The organism is Kerstersia gyiorum, from assembly GCF_048595715.1.
In the GTDB taxonomy this organism is placed as follows: Bacteria; Pseudomonadota; Gammaproteobacteria; order Burkholderiales; family Burkholderiaceae_B; genus Kerstersia; species Kerstersia gyiorum.
Genome location: NZ_CP169556.1, coordinates 1,672,603 through 1,689,479 on the forward strand (window position 1 = coordinate 1,672,603; position 16,877 = coordinate 1,689,479).

10 protein-coding genes are annotated in these 16,877 nt (G+C 61.3%); 6 read left to right on the forward strand and 4 right to left on the reverse strand.

Features of this window, described 5'->3' with window-relative positions; all coding sequences use genetic code 11:
- The gene (locus ACEW7X_RS07430) at nt 1–1,188 is read left to right on the forward strand and encodes a branched-chain amino acid ABC transporter permease (protein WP_420177820.1); all 1,188 of its coding nucleotides are present in this window, start codon (nt 1–3) and stop codon (nt 1,186–1,188) included.
- 155 nt (nt 1,189–1,343) lie between these two features.
- Here the strand turns inward: ACEW7X_RS07430 and ACEW7X_RS07435 are convergent, their stop codons facing one another.
- Complete coding sequence (locus ACEW7X_RS07435) at nt 1,344–2,516, reverse strand: potassium channel family protein (RefSeq protein WP_420177821.1); 1,173 nt, start codon at nt 2,514–2,516, stop codon at nt 1,344–1,346.
- A gap of 9 nt (nt 2,517–2,525) precedes the next feature.
- On the opposite strand from ACEW7X_RS07435, the gene ACEW7X_RS07440 reads away from it, so the two are divergent.
- Both ACEW7X_RS07440 and ACEW7X_RS07445 read left to right on the forward strand, forming a co-directional pair.
- Nucleotides 2,526–2,951 carry a DUF2799 domain-containing protein gene (locus ACEW7X_RS07440; RefSeq protein ID WP_068368130.1) on the forward strand — a complete coding sequence of 142 codons (426 nt, stop codon included), beginning with the start codon at nt 2,526–2,528 and terminating at the stop codon, nt 2,949–2,951.
- Between the two features lie 154 nt (nt 2,952–3,105).
- A complete protein-coding gene (locus ACEW7X_RS07445) occupies nt 3,106–3,909 on the forward strand; it encodes a phosphatase PAP2 family protein (RefSeq protein ID WP_068368128.1) in 804 nt (267 codons plus the stop codon).
- Here the strand turns inward: ACEW7X_RS07445 and clcA are convergent.
- Nucleotides 3,906–5,240, reverse strand: a complete 1,335-nt coding sequence (gene clcA / locus ACEW7X_RS07450) for a H(+)/Cl(-) exchange transporter ClcA (RefSeq protein ID WP_130486959.1) — start codon at nt 5,238–5,240, stop codon at nt 3,906–3,908. The two genes, ACEW7X_RS07445 and clcA, sit on opposite strands and share 4 nt — an antisense overlap.
- Nucleotides 5,241–5,835: 595 nt before the next feature.
- Here clcA and ACEW7X_RS07455 point away from each other — a divergent pair.
- Nucleotides 5,836–6,339, forward strand: a complete 504-nt coding sequence (locus ACEW7X_RS07455) for a macro domain-containing protein (RefSeq protein ID WP_068368125.1) — start codon at nt 5,836–5,838, stop codon at nt 6,337–6,339.
- A gap of 148 nt (nt 6,340–6,487) precedes the next feature.
- Here the strand turns inward: ACEW7X_RS07455 and ACEW7X_RS07460 are convergent, their stop codons facing one another.
- Nucleotides 6,488–8,416, reverse strand: a complete 1,929-nt coding sequence (locus tag ACEW7X_RS07460; protein ID WP_420177822.1) for a LeoA/HP0731 family dynamin-like GTPase — start codon at nt 8,414–8,416, stop codon at nt 6,488–6,490.
- A 19-nt stretch (nt 8,417–8,435) separates the two neighbouring features.
- Nucleotides 8,436–10,658 (reverse strand): hypothetical protein, encoded by a 2,223-nt coding sequence (locus ACEW7X_RS07465; RefSeq protein WP_420177823.1) that lies wholly within the window; start codon nt 10,656–10,658, stop codon nt 8,436–8,438.
- A gap of 176 nt (nt 10,659–10,834) precedes the next feature.
- Here ACEW7X_RS07465 and ACEW7X_RS07470 point away from each other — a divergent pair, with 176 nt between their 5' ends.
- Nucleotides 10,835–11,641 (forward strand): hypothetical protein, encoded by an 807-nt coding sequence (locus ACEW7X_RS07470; RefSeq protein ID WP_257741258.1) that lies wholly within the window; start codon nt 10,835–10,837, stop codon nt 11,639–11,641.
- A 553-nt stretch (nt 11,642–12,194) separates the two neighbouring features.
- Nucleotides 12,195–16,856: an Ig-like domain-containing protein gene (locus tag ACEW7X_RS07475; protein ID WP_420177824.1), complete on the forward strand. Its 4,662-nt coding sequence runs from the start codon at nt 12,195–12,197 to the stop codon at nt 16,854–16,856.
- Nucleotides 16,857–16,877 lie beyond the last annotated feature (21 nt).

The window sequence follows — 16,877 nt, forward strand, 5'->3', positions numbered from 1 at the left end:
ATGCTGCAAAACCTGTTGTCTGCCGATTTTCCGCGTAGCCGCGCACTGGTCGCGCTGCTGCTTCTGATCCTGTGCTGCCTGGCATTCGGCCCCTTTCTGTTTGATGGCACGCGGGCCTTCACCATGATGGGGATGATCTGCATCTTCATCATCGTGGTGGCGTCCTACGACTTGATGCTGGGCTATACCCATATCGTTTCATTCGCCCATACCATGTTCTTCGGCATAGGCGCCTATGGCGTGGCCATGGCCCTGGGGGCCCATGGCAGCAACTTCGGCGCTGTGTTCACCGGCTTGGCACTGGCTTTATTGCTGACGCTGGTGCTGTCGCTGCTGCTTGGTTTGCTGTCCTTGCGCGTGAAGGCCATCTTCTTCGCCCTGGTCACGTTGGCCGTGGCATTTGCCTTCCTGAGCTTGGTCAACCAGCTTTATGCTGTCACTGGCGGCGAAGATGGCCTGCGCGTGCAGGTGCCTCGCGAACTGGGGCCGGCCTGGCGCGTCAGTGACGCAGTGCTGTATGGCTGGAGCCCCGGACGCTTCCTGGGCGCCTGGCTGGCAGGCGATGCAGGCTGGGTCGATGCCGTGCGCAATGCCGTGTTCCAGGTGCGGCTGACGGGCAGGGTCATGATGTATTACATCGTCTTCGGCGCCAGTGTCATCGTGTTCCTGGGCTTGCTGCGCATGGTCAATTCCCCGTTCGGCAGCGTATTGCAGGCCATTCGGGAAAATGAATTCCGGGCTCAGGCGCTGGGTTACCGCACCGTCCTCTACCGCACGGCGACCGTGTGTTTCGCCTCTTTGCTTGCCTGTCTGGCGGGGGCCTTGTTCGCCTTGTTCAACCGCTACGTCAACCCCGAAAATACGCTGAATTTCGAGTTGATGGTTTTTATCCTGCTGATGTGTGTCATCGGCGGCATGGGCACCCTGTATGGCTCGGTCGTTGGCGTCGTGGCGTTCCTGCTGGCGCAGAATTATTTGCAGGACGTGCTCAGGGCGATCGCTGCGGCCTTGCCCGCAGACTCCTTTGTGGCGGCCCTGGCTGCGCCGGAACGCTGGCTGCTCTGGTTCGGCGTACTGTTCGTGCTGAGCGTGTATTTCTTTCCCGCCGGTATTGCCGGGCAGTTGCGCTTGCGGGCGGCCCGCCGCCGCAGCCGGCGCACGGACAGCGATAGCGGCAGCCAGCGGTAAGGCGCCAGGGCATGGCAGGCATGGCCTTTGCCGCCCTGGCGTGATACAGAAAAATCATGAAGGTTTGCTTGCCGCAATGGCAGGCGCTGTGGCGTGCGACAACCCGAAAGCATGGGGCCATACTCCGCCATCAGCGAACCGTTGGCATTGACCCGTTAGCCCTGTGGCGCGGGCAGGTTCTGCGGCTGAGCAGCGGCGGTGGCCTGAGTAGTGACTTGTGTTGTGGCCTGCCGGGCCGCAGCCGTGGCCTGTTGGTAGGCTGCCTGTTTTTCGGCCAGTTGTCTTTTCTTCTGCCTGTCGTTCAGGTTGTGGATGACGGTGGTGATGTAGGCGGTGAAGATGGGGAAGGTCGTCATGCCCACCACGGCCAGCGTGGCGGTACAGATTTTTCCTATGGTAGTGGCCGGGATAATGTTGGAGCCGACGGTGGTGACGGTCATCGAGGCCCACCAGAGTGCATCGGGGTAGGATTTCACCAAGGGATTGATACCGGCTTCGAAGACGTAGAAGATCAGCGTTTCGAAATAGGTAATGGAAAAGAAAATTGCCAGATAGGTAATGAAAAGCCCCGATACCCGATTGCTGACCACCATCTGCACCAGGATGATGAGTGCCGCACCGCCGCGGATGATGGGCAGGAAGCGCAACAGGTAGAGCACCTCGCTGGAGAAATCCAGCGAGAATCGCGTGATGAGATAAGAATAGGGGACGGAAAGAATGATCAGGACAAAATTCTTGAAAAAGAATTTCAGCCGGTCCCGGGCGATGATAAATAGCAGGAGAAAATCCAGCAGGAAATAAAGGCAAACACCCAATTGAATCTTGGTGTAAATGGTGTCGCCGGTAAATGCGGAATTGGAAAATGCTTCGAAGGAAATACTGACGATCAGGACGAGAGAGGCCAGCACACCGAGCAAATTCAGTGTGCGGGCCATCAGATACTTCCAGCGGGATTCAGTGTTATTCATTCTGCCAACAATGGTTCTAGCGGCCGGCGGGAGGGAAAGCCGCCCCAGGCGAGGCTGGTAATGCGCAAAAGTAACGGATATTCGCTGCCATCGCCAGTCTGTTGCATTACCGGCGGGCCGCTGGTTCGCGTCGTGCTGGCGCGGCCGCCTCAGGGCGGATTCAGGGCGGGTAGGCAGCCCTTGCGTGGCATGAGAGTAGCCAGAATGGCCGGGGACGGGGAAAATGGCGGATTGACTCGGGAAGATGCTGGATTGATGCGAATGAAAGTTAAATACACTTTGCTGGTTCTGGGCATGGTGGCAGGGTTGGGCGGATGTGCGGCCATGTCTGAGGAGGAGTGTCTGACAGCCGATTGGCATGAACAGGGAATGCGCGAGGCCGTCAATGGCAAGCCACGCTCCAACTTCATCAAGGATCGCGAAGCCTGCGAGAAAATCGGTGTCGAAGCCGATGAAAAACAATACATGGCTGGTTACGATGCCGGCATCCTGCTGTTCTGCACGCCGGAAAATGGCAAGCGTTGGGGGCGTGAAGGCCGTTATTACGCCCAGACCTGCCCGGTGAAGCAATCCATGGCATTCGAGACCAACTACCGGGCGGGGTACTCGGTGTACCAGGCGGAGGAAGCCATCGTTTCCCTGCATACAGAGCAAGACAGGCTGGAAAGCAAGCTGGACAAGGCGGATGACGACAAAGAGCGTCAGCGCCTGCGGCGTGAACTGCGCCGCCTGGATGAGCGTCTGCGTGATGCCCGCAACGATCTGGCCAGGCTGGAGCAGCGTTTGCGGGATTGAGGCGGCGCCTGCCAGACGCCGTATCCATAGATAGGCCGGCAGTGGCCGGCTGAAGCGCCGGACGCGCTTGCCGGCGCATGCTTACTGAATGTTTGGACCAAGATATGCCTGGTGGCGATGGGGAACGTTATCGCTGCATGGGCATCCATGAATCATGACTGAATATGCATCCTGGGCTGCAGCCCATCCCTATTATTGGCTTTTTTTCATGCCGGCCGGTGTGGCCGTGCTGGCAGCGCTATCCTGGCGTTGCCTGGCGGGTTTGCAGCCAGGGTGGCGCCGTACGGCGCTATATGGCGGTTTCGCGCTGGCCATGACAGCGCTGTTCCTGCTGCTGGCGGCTGCCGTCGCCCAGCCCGGGGGAATGGTGGCCTTCGATAACGCGCTGGCGCAGGCCCTGGGCGAGCAGATGCCAGGCAGCCTGCTGGCCGGCCTGTCATGGTTTACCTTTCTGGGCGACCGCTATTTCCTGCTGCTGTTGTCTGTGCTCATGCTGGCTTTGCTGGCATGGCGCCAGCGGTGGTTGTTGTTGGGAACGGCGGTGCTGGCAACGGCTGGTGGCGGGGCGCTGAACTGGGTGCTCAAGCATATTTTCCAGCGGGTCCGTCCGGAGCACAGCCATGGCTACATCGAAGCCACGGGTTTCAGTTTCCCCAGCGGCCATGCGTCCGCATCCTTGATCGTTTATGGCTTCGGCTGCTATCTGTTGCTGCGCTTGTTGCCCGAGCGCTGGCACATGGCCTGCGTCGCCGTGTCGGCCGGTCTGGTGGCAGCCATCGGTGCCAGCCGCATTCTGTTGCATGTCCACTTTTTCAGCGATGTGGTGGCAGGTTTCGCGGTGAGCGCGCTCTGGCTGGCCTTATGCGTATTCCTGGCAGAACGCTGCTTTGCGCGCCAGTGGGCGAGCCCAACCATCGGCCGAGGGATCGGCCAGTCCAGCGGCCAATCAGGTAACTAGTCCTGTTTTTCCGGGTGGGCTGCCGCGTTTTTTTCCGGCATTGCCTGGCCCGCCAGGCGCAGGGTTCTGGCCAGCAGGACTTCATAGATAGGCTTGCCACCCAGGCCGGCTGCGACCAGATGCGCTGTGATGGCGGTCAGGAGCGAAGGGATGGCAAGGGCGTAGGTGCCTGTCAGTTCCAGCACGAGCACGATGCCGACCAGCGGGGAGCGTACCGTGCTGGAGAATAATCCGGCCATGCCGGCTGCCGCAAAGGCAACCATGGCGCCTGGCGGCAGTGTGACGACATGGCCCAGCAAGGTTCCGAAAAGAATGCTGCTGGTTGTGGCCAAGGCCAGGATGGGCGCAAAAATGCCGGCCGGGGCGCCGGTGGAGTAGCTCGCTGCCGTCATGAAAAAACGCAGCAGGATCACCAGACCCAGCAGTCCGATGGGCAAGGGGTTGCTGACCAGCGCGACGGCCAGGGATTCGCCGCCTCCGGTGGCTTCGGGAAACAGGACCAGCATGGGGCCGATAATAAGGCCCAGCAGCGCCGGGATCAGGTAGGGTGAAGCTTTCAGCCCGACGTGCCGGGCAATTTCCAGGCCAGCGATGATGGTGCGGTTGAACAGGACCCCCAGGACGCCCAGCACCAGGCCCAGCCCGACGAAGGCCGGCAGGAAATATGTGGGTATTTGATCGGCGCTCATGGCCATGTAGGGCGTGGCACCTGTCAGGGCGGTAGTGGTCAGTGCGCTGAAGCCACAGGCAATGATGACCGCGCCATAGGTATTGATCCGGTACGGGAATGCGTCGCGTGCTTCTTCGATGATGAAGGCAATGGAAGCCAGGGGCGCATTGAAAGCGGCGGTCAGGCCTGCGGCGCCGCCAGCGCCCCAGAGCGCGCGAGCCTGTTCGGCGGCCAGGGAGAAACGCGAAGTCATGGCCTTGGCGATGGACGCCCCCATATGGATGGTCGGCCCTTCCCGGCCGCCGACCAGCCCGGCGCCCAGCGCCATGGTGCCGCCAATGAATTTGACGGGCAGGACGCGCTGCCAGCGGATGTCCCGCAGCCCCTGCATGGCGCCTTCTATTTCCTGTACGCCGGAGCCGCTCGCTTCAGGGGCGAAACGCCGCACCAGCGCAACGGCGCCACAGAACATCAAAGCCGAGAACACGCCCATGACGACATAAAGCGCCGGGCCGGAGAGTTGCAAGGCCGTGGGCAACTGGCGGCTCCATGCCAGGGCATGGTCGACGAGGCTGTGGAAGGCGCTGCCCAGCAAGCCAGTCAGGGTGCCAATGAGGGCGGCGAGAAAATAGTAGGTCCGGTCGCTGATCTGGCGCGGCATAGGTCTTGGGTGCAAGCGAGTCTGGGGGAACCGTCGGGCCGCGTGGGCATGGCCGCCTGGCGCTGGGAAAACTCTTATTCCCTCATTCTAAAGGGGTTTATCGAAGTCCCAAAACTGTGCTGCTTTTTTTCGTTTGCTTTGTGAAGAATTGCAAAAAAGCTGTTGAAGCTCAGGGAATATCCGCTTGATTTTTGCCATGCATGGTTAAGGGTGCCCGGAAAAATGTGGGATTAATGACGACGCGAAAAAAACGTTAAATAAATTCAGGCTGCAAAATTATGCCGATAGCGGCATTGTTGTGGGTGGGATTCAATCTTGGTATTCCTGGTCAAAAAACGAATGCTGGTATTTTTCCGGCGCCGGGATGGTGTGGCCGGAAATATATGTGCGCCGGGCTTGCGCTGTATCAAACAGGGCGGGTAGAGATTCCGGCGACGCTTCCTATAATGGAATTGAAAGATTGACGCTTCGGTTGGGGAATCGAAATTCCTGCTCCGGGACGAAATGGTTTTTGAATGGGAGCCCAAGGCTCCCCAATCCTGGCGGTGCCAAGCCGGCATGGCTCCGGCGTGCCGCCATTAACGGGAGAACGCAATTGATCAAGGAAGTGACTGGCGATATTCTGCTGACCAAGGCTGACCTGCTGGCGCACGGTATTGCGGCCAATGATCCTTTTGACAGCGGCCTGGCGCTTGCGCTGCGCGAGCGTTGGCCTTCGCTGGTGCGTGATTACCGTCACGACACGCGTTCCAAGGCGATCGAGCCGGGCGAGGTATGGGCCTGGGCAGGTGTGGATGAGCAGGGTGGCACGCGCCGCATCGTCAACCTCGTCACGCAAAACAGCGTGGGCGAAGGCCCGACGGCCAAGCCTGGCAAGGCAACGCTGGAAAATGTGCGCCACGCCTTGCAGAACCTGGTGCGACTGGTGCAGAAAGAAGGCATCACCAGTCTGGCACTGCCGCGCCTGGCGACGGGTGTTGGCGGTCTGGAATGGGATGAAGTGCAACCCCTGGTGCAGCAATATCTGGGCGAACTTTCGATTCCGGTGGTGGTTTATACCGTGTACCAGAAGGGCCAGCAGGCTGACGAAGGCCTGTAAACGATAAAAAAATGCATTACCTCTTGCCAGTTCGGCAGGAGTTTTGCAGCCACACCCCGCGAGGCGGACGCGCAGTCCGGTTTGCGGGGTGTTTTCATGTCCGCAGCTGCGGCAGGGCGGGCCGCCAGCAGGGTTGCTGGGTCTGGGCTCAGTTGAACCAGCGCTTCCAAAAATTTTTTCGCGCCGGGCTGGCAGGGACATCCTGCTCTGGGGCCGTCTGGGGCGAGGCGCCAGACGGCGTCTGGCGGGGCGGCTCGGCGGTGGAAGGCGAGGCCAAGGCCGGCGCAGCGGGGGGCAGGGGGGCGATGGCGGGCGGTCGTGTGTTCTGCGTTTGCGCTGGCACGGAGGTGGCTGGCAGGGGTTCTCCTGCATGGGTCAGCGTATCCAGGCGGGCGGCATGGATGCGCTCACCTTGTTGGCGCCACTGCTCGAAGCGGGCCAGCCGCTGGCGCAGTTCGTCGAGTTCGCAGGAGATTTCCTGTAACTGGGCCTGCAAGGGCGCCAGGCTGGGGAAGAAGCTCGCCTCGAAGCTTTCGCTTTCGATGCTGGCGACGAGGTTGCGGCTTTCTTCAGCCATCTGTTCGCATAGCTTGTCGACGGCAGCGCGGAACATGCGTTTGCGCTGTTCCTGTTGCCAGGTGTCCCAGACTTCCAGCGCCAGACCCAGGATGGAGAGCATGCCATTGATGCCCTTGGCGAGATTGACCGCACCGAAGGACTTGAATACCAGGTACTTGCCGATATCCATGCCCATGGTTTTGGCGATGCTGCTCAGGCCGTCACGCGCGGCCAGGATGTTTTGCGTGCTGATCAGGTTGCTGCCCGTCAGGTAGTGCAGCCCGTGTTTGCCCAGTGTCGCTGCCGTACTGTTGAAGTGTGAGATCCCGGATTCCAGCGTGATCTGTATGCGGTTCAGGTCTTCGGTAATACTGCTGACTTCTTCGACAAAGTATTCCTTGAGGCGCTGGCGCACCAGGCTGGCTTCCGAGCCGATCTCACGGTGATAGAAATCGGTGAAGGTATCGGGGGTCGTGCCCTGGGCCTGAAGAATCAGTTCTTCGAAATAACGCACAATCTTGCCGCTCAGGCGAACGCGGGCCTGGGCGATTTTCTGCTGTACCAGATGGATTTCACCTTGCTGGCCCCGGCGTATGGCGTCCAGTTGCCTGCTTTCTTGCAGCAGATCGGCCGCGCTGCGGCGCGCCAGCGGCAACTGTCGTTCAAGCAGATCGGAGACGATGCTGTGCCGCATGGCCTGGGCCAGCGCCAGCGGGCCGCCACTCTGGCTGATGCGCTGTTGTGTGGCGGTCTGCAGTGCGCCGATGTGGGATAGCTGCCGAAATTGTTCCAGGTGCTGCAACCAGTGCGCCGTGCCCAGGCCGAAAGGATTGGCAGCAACCGCGACGATGCTGAGGGCCGCGCGTTCCTGGGCGGAAAGCGCCAGGATGGCATCCAGGCGCTCCGTGACGCTGTGTTGCTTGATGGCGAGTTTTTCCTGGTATTCCTCTTCGTCCTCGAGGTCGGCCACCTCGTCGAAGCGGCCCAGCACGAACAAGGTGCGAGGCAGGAGGCCCAGGGTACGGAACAGCCATTGAAGCTCTTCCTCATGGCTGGCCTTTACCGGATTGGTGGCATTCATGACATACAGCACCAGATGCGCTTCGCTGACATATTGGCGGGTGATGTCGCGGTACTTCTCAATGGCGCGGCTATCCGGGTTGAATTGTTCCTTGAAGCCGAACAGTCCCGGCGTATCAACCAGTTCGAGCATGTCGCCGATGTCGTAGCGTTGCACCTCGTTGGAGGATTCACGCTGGCTGATATGCATGGTGCTTTCGTCCAGGCGCTCCAGCCAGGCGGCCGCCAGTGCCGTTTTGCCTTCCGAGAATCCACCCACCAGGGCGATGCGCAATTTTTCCTGGCCGATGTCCTGCCTGGCTTTGTCCAGCTTGCCTGCCAGCGCAGCGGGCAGTTCCACACCCAGTTCCCGGCCCTGCTGCAGGAAGCTGGCAAGTTCGTTCAGCAAAGCCAGGGCTTGCTGTTTCTGGCGGTTGAAGGTGTCCAGCGTCTGGCTCATGTTGCTATCCGTGAAAAGGTCAGGGCAGGCGTCTGCGCAGGCCGGCAATACCGTCGTGGGCCTGCTGCATGGCGTTGCGTATCAGGCGCACGGATTGCACAGGCGCGTCCAGGCGGCTGCGCACGGGTTCCGAGGCCTGCCGGATCTCCTGGGCAAGTGTTTCCATCTGCTCATCCAGGCTTTCCGTCAATGTACCGAACATGCGGCTGATATTGTCATCGGCTGCCTGGCGTTGTTGTGCCTGCCTGTGACTGGTGCTGAGGAAGCCTCGTACTGAGTTGTAGAGACTGAGCGCCAGCGTTGCCGCGCCAATGGCGGCCAGGATCCAGCCTGCCGGGTTCCAGGCCAGCAGGGCGGCGCCACCCAGGGTGGAAGCGAGGCTGACAGTCGAAATATTGCGGCGCAAGTGGAATTTGAGATCCACGGGCGGCAAGGCAGGATGAAAGCGCTGGGGCAGGGCCTGGACCAGCATGTGTTCGGTCTGCATGGCCGAGCGTTGCGCCAGTTGTTCCAATTGCTGCTGGTACGCCGCGAGTATCGGGGTAACCGCGGCCGTCAGCGCCTGGGCGAGCGCTGCACCGCTGTCTTCGGTATGGCGGCGCAGCTTGCGCTTGAAGGCATCGTTGCCGATGTTCTGGTCGATATCGTCATGGATGCGGCGCCGCAGCTGTATGCGTTCGTTCTCCAACACGTCATGGCTGGCGGTGCACAGGTGCTTTTCCGTACTGGTGCAGATGGCATCCAGTTCCCGCCTGTCATTGGCGGCCTGTTTGGCCAGGCCGGATGCCGCTTGCGCCAACTGGTTGCTGATATCCTGCAGCAATTGTTGGCCGCGCAGCAGGGCCGCGTTGATTTTGCCGGTATTGGCCTGGCGGATTTTCTCGCGATAGCCCTGACAAAGGTCGATGCTGATGAAGCGGCAGAAAGCATGCATATTGCTTTTTTCCAGCAGCTGTTCCGGCGTCATGGCAGCCCGGAACTTGGCGCGTGCGCGGTAGGCGGAACTGCCTGGCAGCAGGCAGTCGGCTACGGCATAGAATGCGGGCAGCGCACTGATGCTGATGGTATCGCGGTAGCTGCTGCCCAGTTGCGCGCGCAACTGCGTTTCGAGTTCCAGCAGGCCCCGTGCTTCATCCGGGTCGGTGAGCGCCGCGCCCTGCAAGGCCAGTGGGTTGGTGATCCGCTTGTTGAAAACGGACCAGACTTCGGCCTGGTCGGACAAATGGTCGGCGATTTTTTCCAGCGTGCCAGGGGCGTCGCCATCGCCCTGGTTGGGCGGTGCAGCCTTGGGGGTGATATACAGCACCGCGTGAGCCTGGCGGATGGCATCCTGGATGTTTGCCAGGACCTCGGCTTCCTTGCCTTCTATGCCGGGTACATCTATCAGTGCGAACTTTTGCCCATTGGCTGCGAATTCGTACCGCCTGGCGGCGCGAGTGAAATCGGCATGGCCCTGGCCGATGATGGCGCCATCCTGCAGTTCGGCCAGCGCGGCGTGGCGTGACAGCGAATCGCGTTGGTGTGCGACTGCGGCTGCCAGGCGGAGATCCAGCGCAGCGATCTCGGCCGTTTCCCGTTCCTCGGCCTGGGCTTGCGTGCTCAGTAGCGCTTCCAGGTTCCGCGTAGCCTGGGCCAGGCCAAGCGCTTCGGGCAAGGGACGGAACCATCGCATGATCTTCTGCCACCACCCGAGGGCTTGCTGCCTGGCCTGCCATTGTTGTTGCAGGCTGGCCAGTTCCTGGCGTGCTACGGTCCGTGCTTCGGCGCGTTGTTGCTGCGCCGCATCCTGGGCGGCGCGGGCCTGCTGTATATCCCGGGCCAGTTGCTCCGAGGCCTGTTCCTGGCTCTCAAGCGCAGGCTCGTCCAGGCGAGTGTCCTGCGCCAGCGCCTGAAAACGGGCGCGTTCTTCCTGCTTGCCGGGTTCGCCCAGCAGGATGCGCAGGGTTTCGATAATGGTCGACTTGCCGGCGTTGGTTTCACCGTAGAGCGCGATGGTAAAGACATCCCATTCGGCTGCGTTTTCCAGGTTCTTCAGTTCGCGGTCCAGCTGTGCCCGATAGGCGTTCAGCTGATCCAGGGCTGCAGCATGGGCGGCGCGCGCGGTCTGGCTGGCCCCTGCGCCGGCATGGGCTGGCGCAGGGGCGCTGGCGCCGATCTGCGCGATCAGTGCATCAAGTTGCCGCCTGACTTCGGCATGCAGCGCGGCGGAATGCCGAGGGGCGATGGCGGGTTGGGACGTCATGGCTCACCTGTAAAGGCCGTGCGGTTGATGAATGCACGGCAACGCCTCAGGGTAGAATTCCCTGGCCTGGCAGGCCCCCCTGGGCAAATGGAATAACGGTGCAAGCGGCGGGCGCAGCGGCACCCTGCAGGCAGATGGTATCAATATGCTTGCGGGCTGGAACTTAAATGATGGTCATGAAGCAAAAATTCAAGTCCCGGGCCCTGCTCCTGGGCACGATCCTGCTGGCAGGTACGGCCACAGCGCAGGCTGATGAAGGCCGGCAATTGCGGTTCGATACGGCGGCAAGGCCCTCCTGGGCCTTGCAAATCACGCCCTATCTTTGGGCGGCAAGCCTGGATGGTTCGGTGTCGCCGTTTCGGCGCAGCCCCACGCTGACTGTCGACAAACCCTTTTCCGAGATTTTTGATGATCTCAATTTCGGCGGCTTCATTGATGTCTGGGGCCGCCGCGGCGATTACGTCTTTTCCGCCAACCTGGCCTATACCGATATTACCGATAGCCGCACAAGTGGGCCGTTGCCGGTGCTTGATGGTACGCAAGGGGTGGACGGCAAGGCGGATACCCGGCAATTCACTGCATCCATGAAAGCGGGCTATCGGGTGCATGAGGGCGAGCGGGAAGTGCTGGAACTGGTGGGGGGACTGCGTTATTGGCATATTTCCAATGACGTAAACGTGCACTACGGAAATATCAGCCGGTCTTATGGCGAAAGCTTTTCCTGGGTAGACCCTGTTCTGGGCGGGCGCTTCCGCTATCGCTGGAATGACCGCTGGCAGGTGCAGGTGCAGGCCGATATCGGCGGCCTGGGGGCCGGGGCCCGGTTCACCTGGGAACTGCTGAGTGTTGTCAGCTACAACGTTTCCGAGCATTTCTCTGCATCGGCGGGTTACAAGGCGCTGGGCGTGGACTATCGCTCGGGCGGGCATGTTTTCGATACCACCATGCGTGGCCCGGTGCTGGGCCTGACCTACCGATTCTGACCTATCTGACGCGGCAGGTGCTCTTGGTCTGCTGGACGTCTTGCGCTGTGCGGTAGCGGCGGCGCAACGGCCAGGCGGGCCTATTTTTCGTTTGTTTGCAATTTAATTATTCTGTCCGCCTGCTCAGGGTTTTCTCGGGTTGCAGCGGGATCATTCCGCTTTTTTTTAATAGTTTTCGTTGTTTGTTGCCAGAATGACAGGGCTATTACTAATTTAATTAATATCTGTTGAGTCCATTAAAAGATGGAATGAATTGGCTCGGCATTTAACTGTTCACATTTTTTTGAATATCAAAAAACAGCAATTTTATTGTTGCTAGAATTTTTCCTGGAATGGCTTGCCATAGGTTGAAGAAACCATGATGCCCGTATGGAAACAGCGTTTATACGTTGTGCCGGGCGAGCGGAAACAACTCGGCAAGCGCAGTGATGACGCGGCCTGCAAAGGCGGCGGTTGCGCATTTTCGCTAGTCGAACCCCCGGTGATCCGTCAGCCCTTGCTGGCCCGGTGGTTCTGCGCCAGGTAAAAATTTATTCAATTAAAGGTGATGAGTATGCCGACTGTTGCAGATGAAATCGGGAATTTCCCTGGCAGCAATATATCCCTGGTAGAGCCCAGCATCGTCAAGTTGCCGATTTCGCCGGAGCTGGTGACGGCATACGAAAAATCTGGCAATAACCTGATATTGAAACTGGAGAACGGAAAAAATGTTTCCGTTCTTGATTTTTTCAAGGTTGCCGAAGACGGCACGCGTAGCGAACTGGTGCTGGAAGCCGCGGACGGAACGCAATACTGGGGGCAGTACGAACAGCCCTGGTCTGAGTTTTCGTTCACGCAGATTGATGAAACCGAACGCAATGCGTTGGCCGAAGCCGAAGCAGAAGCGGCTGCGCGTGGGGATAGCGCAGCGCCGGTGGAATTGACGGGCGGGGCCGCTGAACATGATTTCAACTGGCTGGTTGGTGCATTCGCCGTTCTGGCCGGAGCCGGGATCGCGATCTTCCGCGACAGCCTGTCTTCCTCCGGCAGCTCCGGTGAGCCCTCAGACAACGAGGCGCCGGGTGCTCCGACCGACGTTGGCTTTGCCGACGATGGCAAAACTCTGGTTGGCAAGGGCGAGCCGGGTGCGACGGTCAACGTCAAGGATCAGGACGGCAACCCGGTGCTGGATGCCAACGGCGATCCGATTACCGGCAAGGTGGATGATGACGGTAATTTTTCCGTCGTGATCGAGCCGCCGCCCGCAGCGGGGACGGAATTCGACGTAACGCTGACCGATGGCGCGGGCAACGAGTCTGACCCGACGAAGGTCGTGGCCCCTGGCGAACCGACCAACCCGGATACGGAAGCCCCGGCGGCCCCGACGGACGTGGCCTTTGCCGAAGACGGCAAGACGCTGACGGGCAAGGGCGAAGCGGGCGCCACGGTGGTGCTCAAGGACAAGGATGGCAACCCGGTGCTGGGTGCCGATGGCCAACCGGTGACGGGCCAGGTGGGTGCTGATGGCAGCTTCTCGGTGGTGGTCGAACCCGCACCAGCGGCTGGTACGGAAATCCAGGTCAGCCTGAAAGACGCGGCAGGCAATGAGTCTGACGCCACGACGGTGACGGCCCCCGGTACGCCGACCAACCCGGATACGGAAGCTCCGGCGGCCCCGACGGACGTGGCCTTTGCCGAAGACGGCAAGACGCTGACGGGCAAGGGCGAAGCGGGCGCCACGGTGGTGCTCAAGGACAAGGATGGCAACCCGGTGCTGGGTGCCGATGGCCAACCGGTGACGGGCCAGGTGGGTGCTGATGGCAGCTTCTCGGTGGTGGTCGAGCCCGCACCGGCGGCCGGCACGGAAATCCAGGTCAGCCTGAAAGACGCGGCAGGCAATGAGTCTGACGCCACGACGGTGACGGCCCCCGGTACGCCGACCAATCCCGATACGGAAGCGCCTGACGCCCCGACGGATGTGGCCTTTGCCGAAGATGGCAAGACGCTGACGGGCAAGGGCGAAGCGGGCGCCACGGTGGTGCTCAAGGACAAGGATGGCAACCCGGTGCTGGGTGCCGATGGCCAACCGGTGACGGGCCAGGTGGGTGCTGATGGCAGCTTCTCGGTGGTGGTCGAACCCGCACCAGCGGCCGGCACGGAAATCCAGGTCAGCCTGAAGGACGCGGCAGGCAATGAGTCTGACGCCACGACGGTGACGGCCCCCGGTACGCCGACCAATCCCGATACGGAAGCGCCTGACGCCCCGACGGACGTGGCCTTTGCCGAAGATGGCAAGACGCTGACGGGCACGGGCGAAGCGGGCGCCACGGTGGTGCTCAAGGACAAGGATGGCAACCCGGTGCTGGGCGCTGATGGCCAACCGGTGACGGGCCAGGTGGGCGCCGATGGCAGCTTCTCGGTGGTGGTCGAGCCCGCACCAGCGGCCGGCACGGAAATCCAGGTCAGCCTGAAGGACGCGGCAGGCAATGAGTCCGATGCCACGACGGTGACGGCTCCTGGTACCCCGACCAACCCCGATACGGAAGCCCCGGCGGCCCCGACGGACGTGGCCTTTGCCGAAGATGGCAAGACGCTGACGGGCAAGGGTGAAGCGGGTGCCACGGTGGTGCTCAAGGACAAGGACGGCAACCCGGTGCTGGGTGCCGATGGCCAACCGGTGACGGGCCAGGTGGGCGCTGATGGCAGCTTCTCGGTGGTGGTCGAACCCGCACCAGCGGCCGGCACGGAAATCCAGGTCAGCCTGAAGGACGCGGCAGGCAATGAGTCCGACGCCACGACGGTGACGGCCCCCGGTACCCCGACCAACCCCGACACGGAAGCGCCGGAAGCCCCGACAGACGTGGCCTTTGCCGAAGATGGCAAGACGCTGACGGGCAAGGGTGAAGCAGGTGCCACGGTGGTGCTCAAGGACAAGGACGGCAACCCGGTGCTGGGTGCCGATGGTCAACCGGTGACGGGCCAGGTGGGTGCCGATGGCAGCTTCTCGGTGGTGGTCGAGCCCGCGCCGGTGGCCGGCACGGAAATCCAGGTCAGCCTGAAGGACGCGGCAGGCAATGAGTCCGACGCCACGACAGTGACGGCCCCCGGTACCCCGACCAACCCCGATACGGAAGCGCCGGAAGCCCCGACAGACGTGGCCTTTGCCGAAGACGGCAAGACGCTGACGGGCAAGGGCGAAGCGGGCGCTACGGTGGTGCTCAAGGACAAGGACGGCAACCCGGTGCTGGGTGCCGATGGTCAGCCGGTGACGGGCCAGGTGGGCGCCGATGGCAGCTTTTCGGTGGTGGTCGAGCCCGCACCAGCGGCCGGCACGGAAATTCAGGTCAGCCTGAAAGACGCGGCAGGCAATGAGTCCGATGCCACGACGGTGACGGCCCCTGGTACCCCGACCAACCCCGATACGGAAGCACCCGAAGCCCCGACAGACGTGGCCTTTGCCGAAGACGGCAAGACGCTGACGGGCAAGGGCGAAGCGGGCGCCACGGTGGTGCTCAAGGACAAGGATGGGAATCTCGTCAAGGATGCCAACGGTCAGGTGGTAACGGCGCAGGTTGGTGCCAATGGCGAATTTGCTGTCGTGTTCGAACCTGCGCCTGCCGCTGGCACCGAATTCCATGTCAGCCTGAAGGATGCGGCGGGCAACGAGTCTGATCCGGCCTCTGTCACAGCGCCGGGCACTCCGACCAATCCGGATACCGAGGCCCCGGACGCGCCTACCGATGTTGCCTTCCTGCCGGATGGCAAGACTTTGACCGGCAAGGGCGAAGCGGGGGCGACTGTCATCCTGAAGGATAAGGATGGCAATGCCGTGCAGGATGGCAATGGGCACGATCTGACCGGCAAGGTGGATGCCGACGGCAATTTCGTCGTGGTGTTCAATACTCCGCCGGCGGCCGGCACCGAATTCAAGGTGAGCCTGCAGGATGAGGCTGGCAATGAGTCTGACCCGGCTTCTGCGGTTGCACCGGGTGAGCCGGCGCGCATTCAGGCGAACGATGACGCGCAGGATGCCAGCATGGCGATTGCGGTCGGCCCGAAGAACGTCAGTTCCGACTCGGCCTATGCCAAGTCCGATCTCAGCCTGAACCTGTTGAAGGTTGGCTTGAACAAGGTGCTGGGCGTTGACCTGCTGGACCTGAACCTGTTGACTGGAACGTCTTCCTTCGACATCAATGTCGGTTCGGGGCAGACCCATACTGTCGGCTTCAAGGTCAAGGCAGGCGGCGTGCTGGGATTGCTGACCACCGTGAGCGTCCATATCTACTACGAACTGCCCGATGGCCAGTGGGCGCCGTATCAGAGCTTCAAGGACAAGTTCATCGGCATCAATCTGCTTGGCCTGAGCCCGAGCGTCAAGATTGATGGCGTGGTGCTGCCCGAGGGCAAATACAAGGTGCTGGTCGAGGAAACCAGCGGCATCAGCCTGCTGGAGACCATCAAGGTATCGACTACCAGCTATCTGGTGACGGACATCAATACCGCTGGTCCGGACGACATCACGGTTGAGGCCGTGTCGGGCAACGTGATGCAGGACGACGCAACCTACGATTCGACGCGCCTGAATACGGTCAACGGCAAGGCGGTTGCTGCGGAGGGTTCGACCGAAATCGAGGGGCAGTATGGCGTTTTGACCGTGCATGCGGATGGCAGCTATTCATACCAGGCGTTTGCGGACACAGCCAACGTAGGCAAGAGTGATGTCTTCGTGTACGAAATTTATGATGCCGACCGCAACCAGAGTTCGCAGGCCAAACTGACGATCGACATCAAGGGCGAGGTCGTCGAGCCTGCTGCCGCCAAGGCTGCGGTGCTCGAGCATGACGTGACCGACGACGCGGGCGCGGCCGATGCCGTGGCGGACCAGGCAGATGATTCCGACGAGGGCCATGAAGGCGACTCGCAGGATGCTGCCAGCCAGGGCGAGGACGGTTCCCTGATGCTGGACCTGCTGCAGTCGGCAGAAACGCAGCATACGGATACACCGGCAGCTGATGCTGGCACGCCGTTGCTGTCCGATTCCGGTATCGACCTCGATGGCCTGTTGCAGGATACGCCGGCCGCAGCCGGTGGCGTCGTGGATGGTGTCGAAGAGGCTTTTGCCGCTCCGGTTGCTGCTACCGCCACGCCGGAAAGCGGTATCGACGATGCCATCGCAGCTGGCCCGGCCAGTGTTTCCCTGGACGACTTGCTGCAGCAAAATGCATTGGTCTATTGAGGCAGGGCCATACGGCTCAAG

Coding starts and splice junctions, on each gene's coding strand:
- ACEW7X_RS07470 (WP_257741258.1), top strand. CDS start 10,835: ATGAAGCAAAAATTCAAGTCCCGGGCCCTGCTCCTGGGCACGATCCTG.
- ACEW7X_RS07460 (WP_420177822.1), bottom strand. CDS start 8,416: ATGAGCCAGACGCTGGACACCTTCAACCGCCAGAAACAGCAAGCCCTG.
- ACEW7X_RS07435 (WP_420177821.1), bottom strand. CDS start 2,516: ATGCCAATCGGCTGTCAGACACTCCTCCTCAGACATGGCCGCACATCC.
- ACEW7X_RS07430 (WP_420177820.1), top strand. CDS start 1: ATGCTGCAAAACCTGTTGTCTGCCGATTTTCCGCGTAGCCGCGCACTG.
- ACEW7X_RS07465 (WP_420177823.1), bottom strand. CDS start 10,658: ATGACGTCCCAACCCGCCATCGCCCCTCGGCATTCCGCCGCGCTGCAT.
- ACEW7X_RS07440 (WP_068368130.1), top strand. CDS start 2,526: ATGCGCGAGGCCGTCAATGGCAAGCCACGCTCCAACTTCATCAAGGAT.
- clcA (WP_130486959.1), bottom strand. CDS start 5,240: ATGCCGCGCCAGATCAGCGACCGGACCTACTATTTTCTCGCCGCCCTC.
- ACEW7X_RS07475 (WP_420177824.1), top strand. CDS start 12,195: ATGCCGACTGTTGCAGATGAAATCGGGAATTTCCCTGGCAGCAATATA.
- ACEW7X_RS07445 (WP_068368128.1), top strand. CDS start 3,106: ATGACTGAATATGCATCCTGGGCTGCAGCCCATCCCTATTATTGGCTT.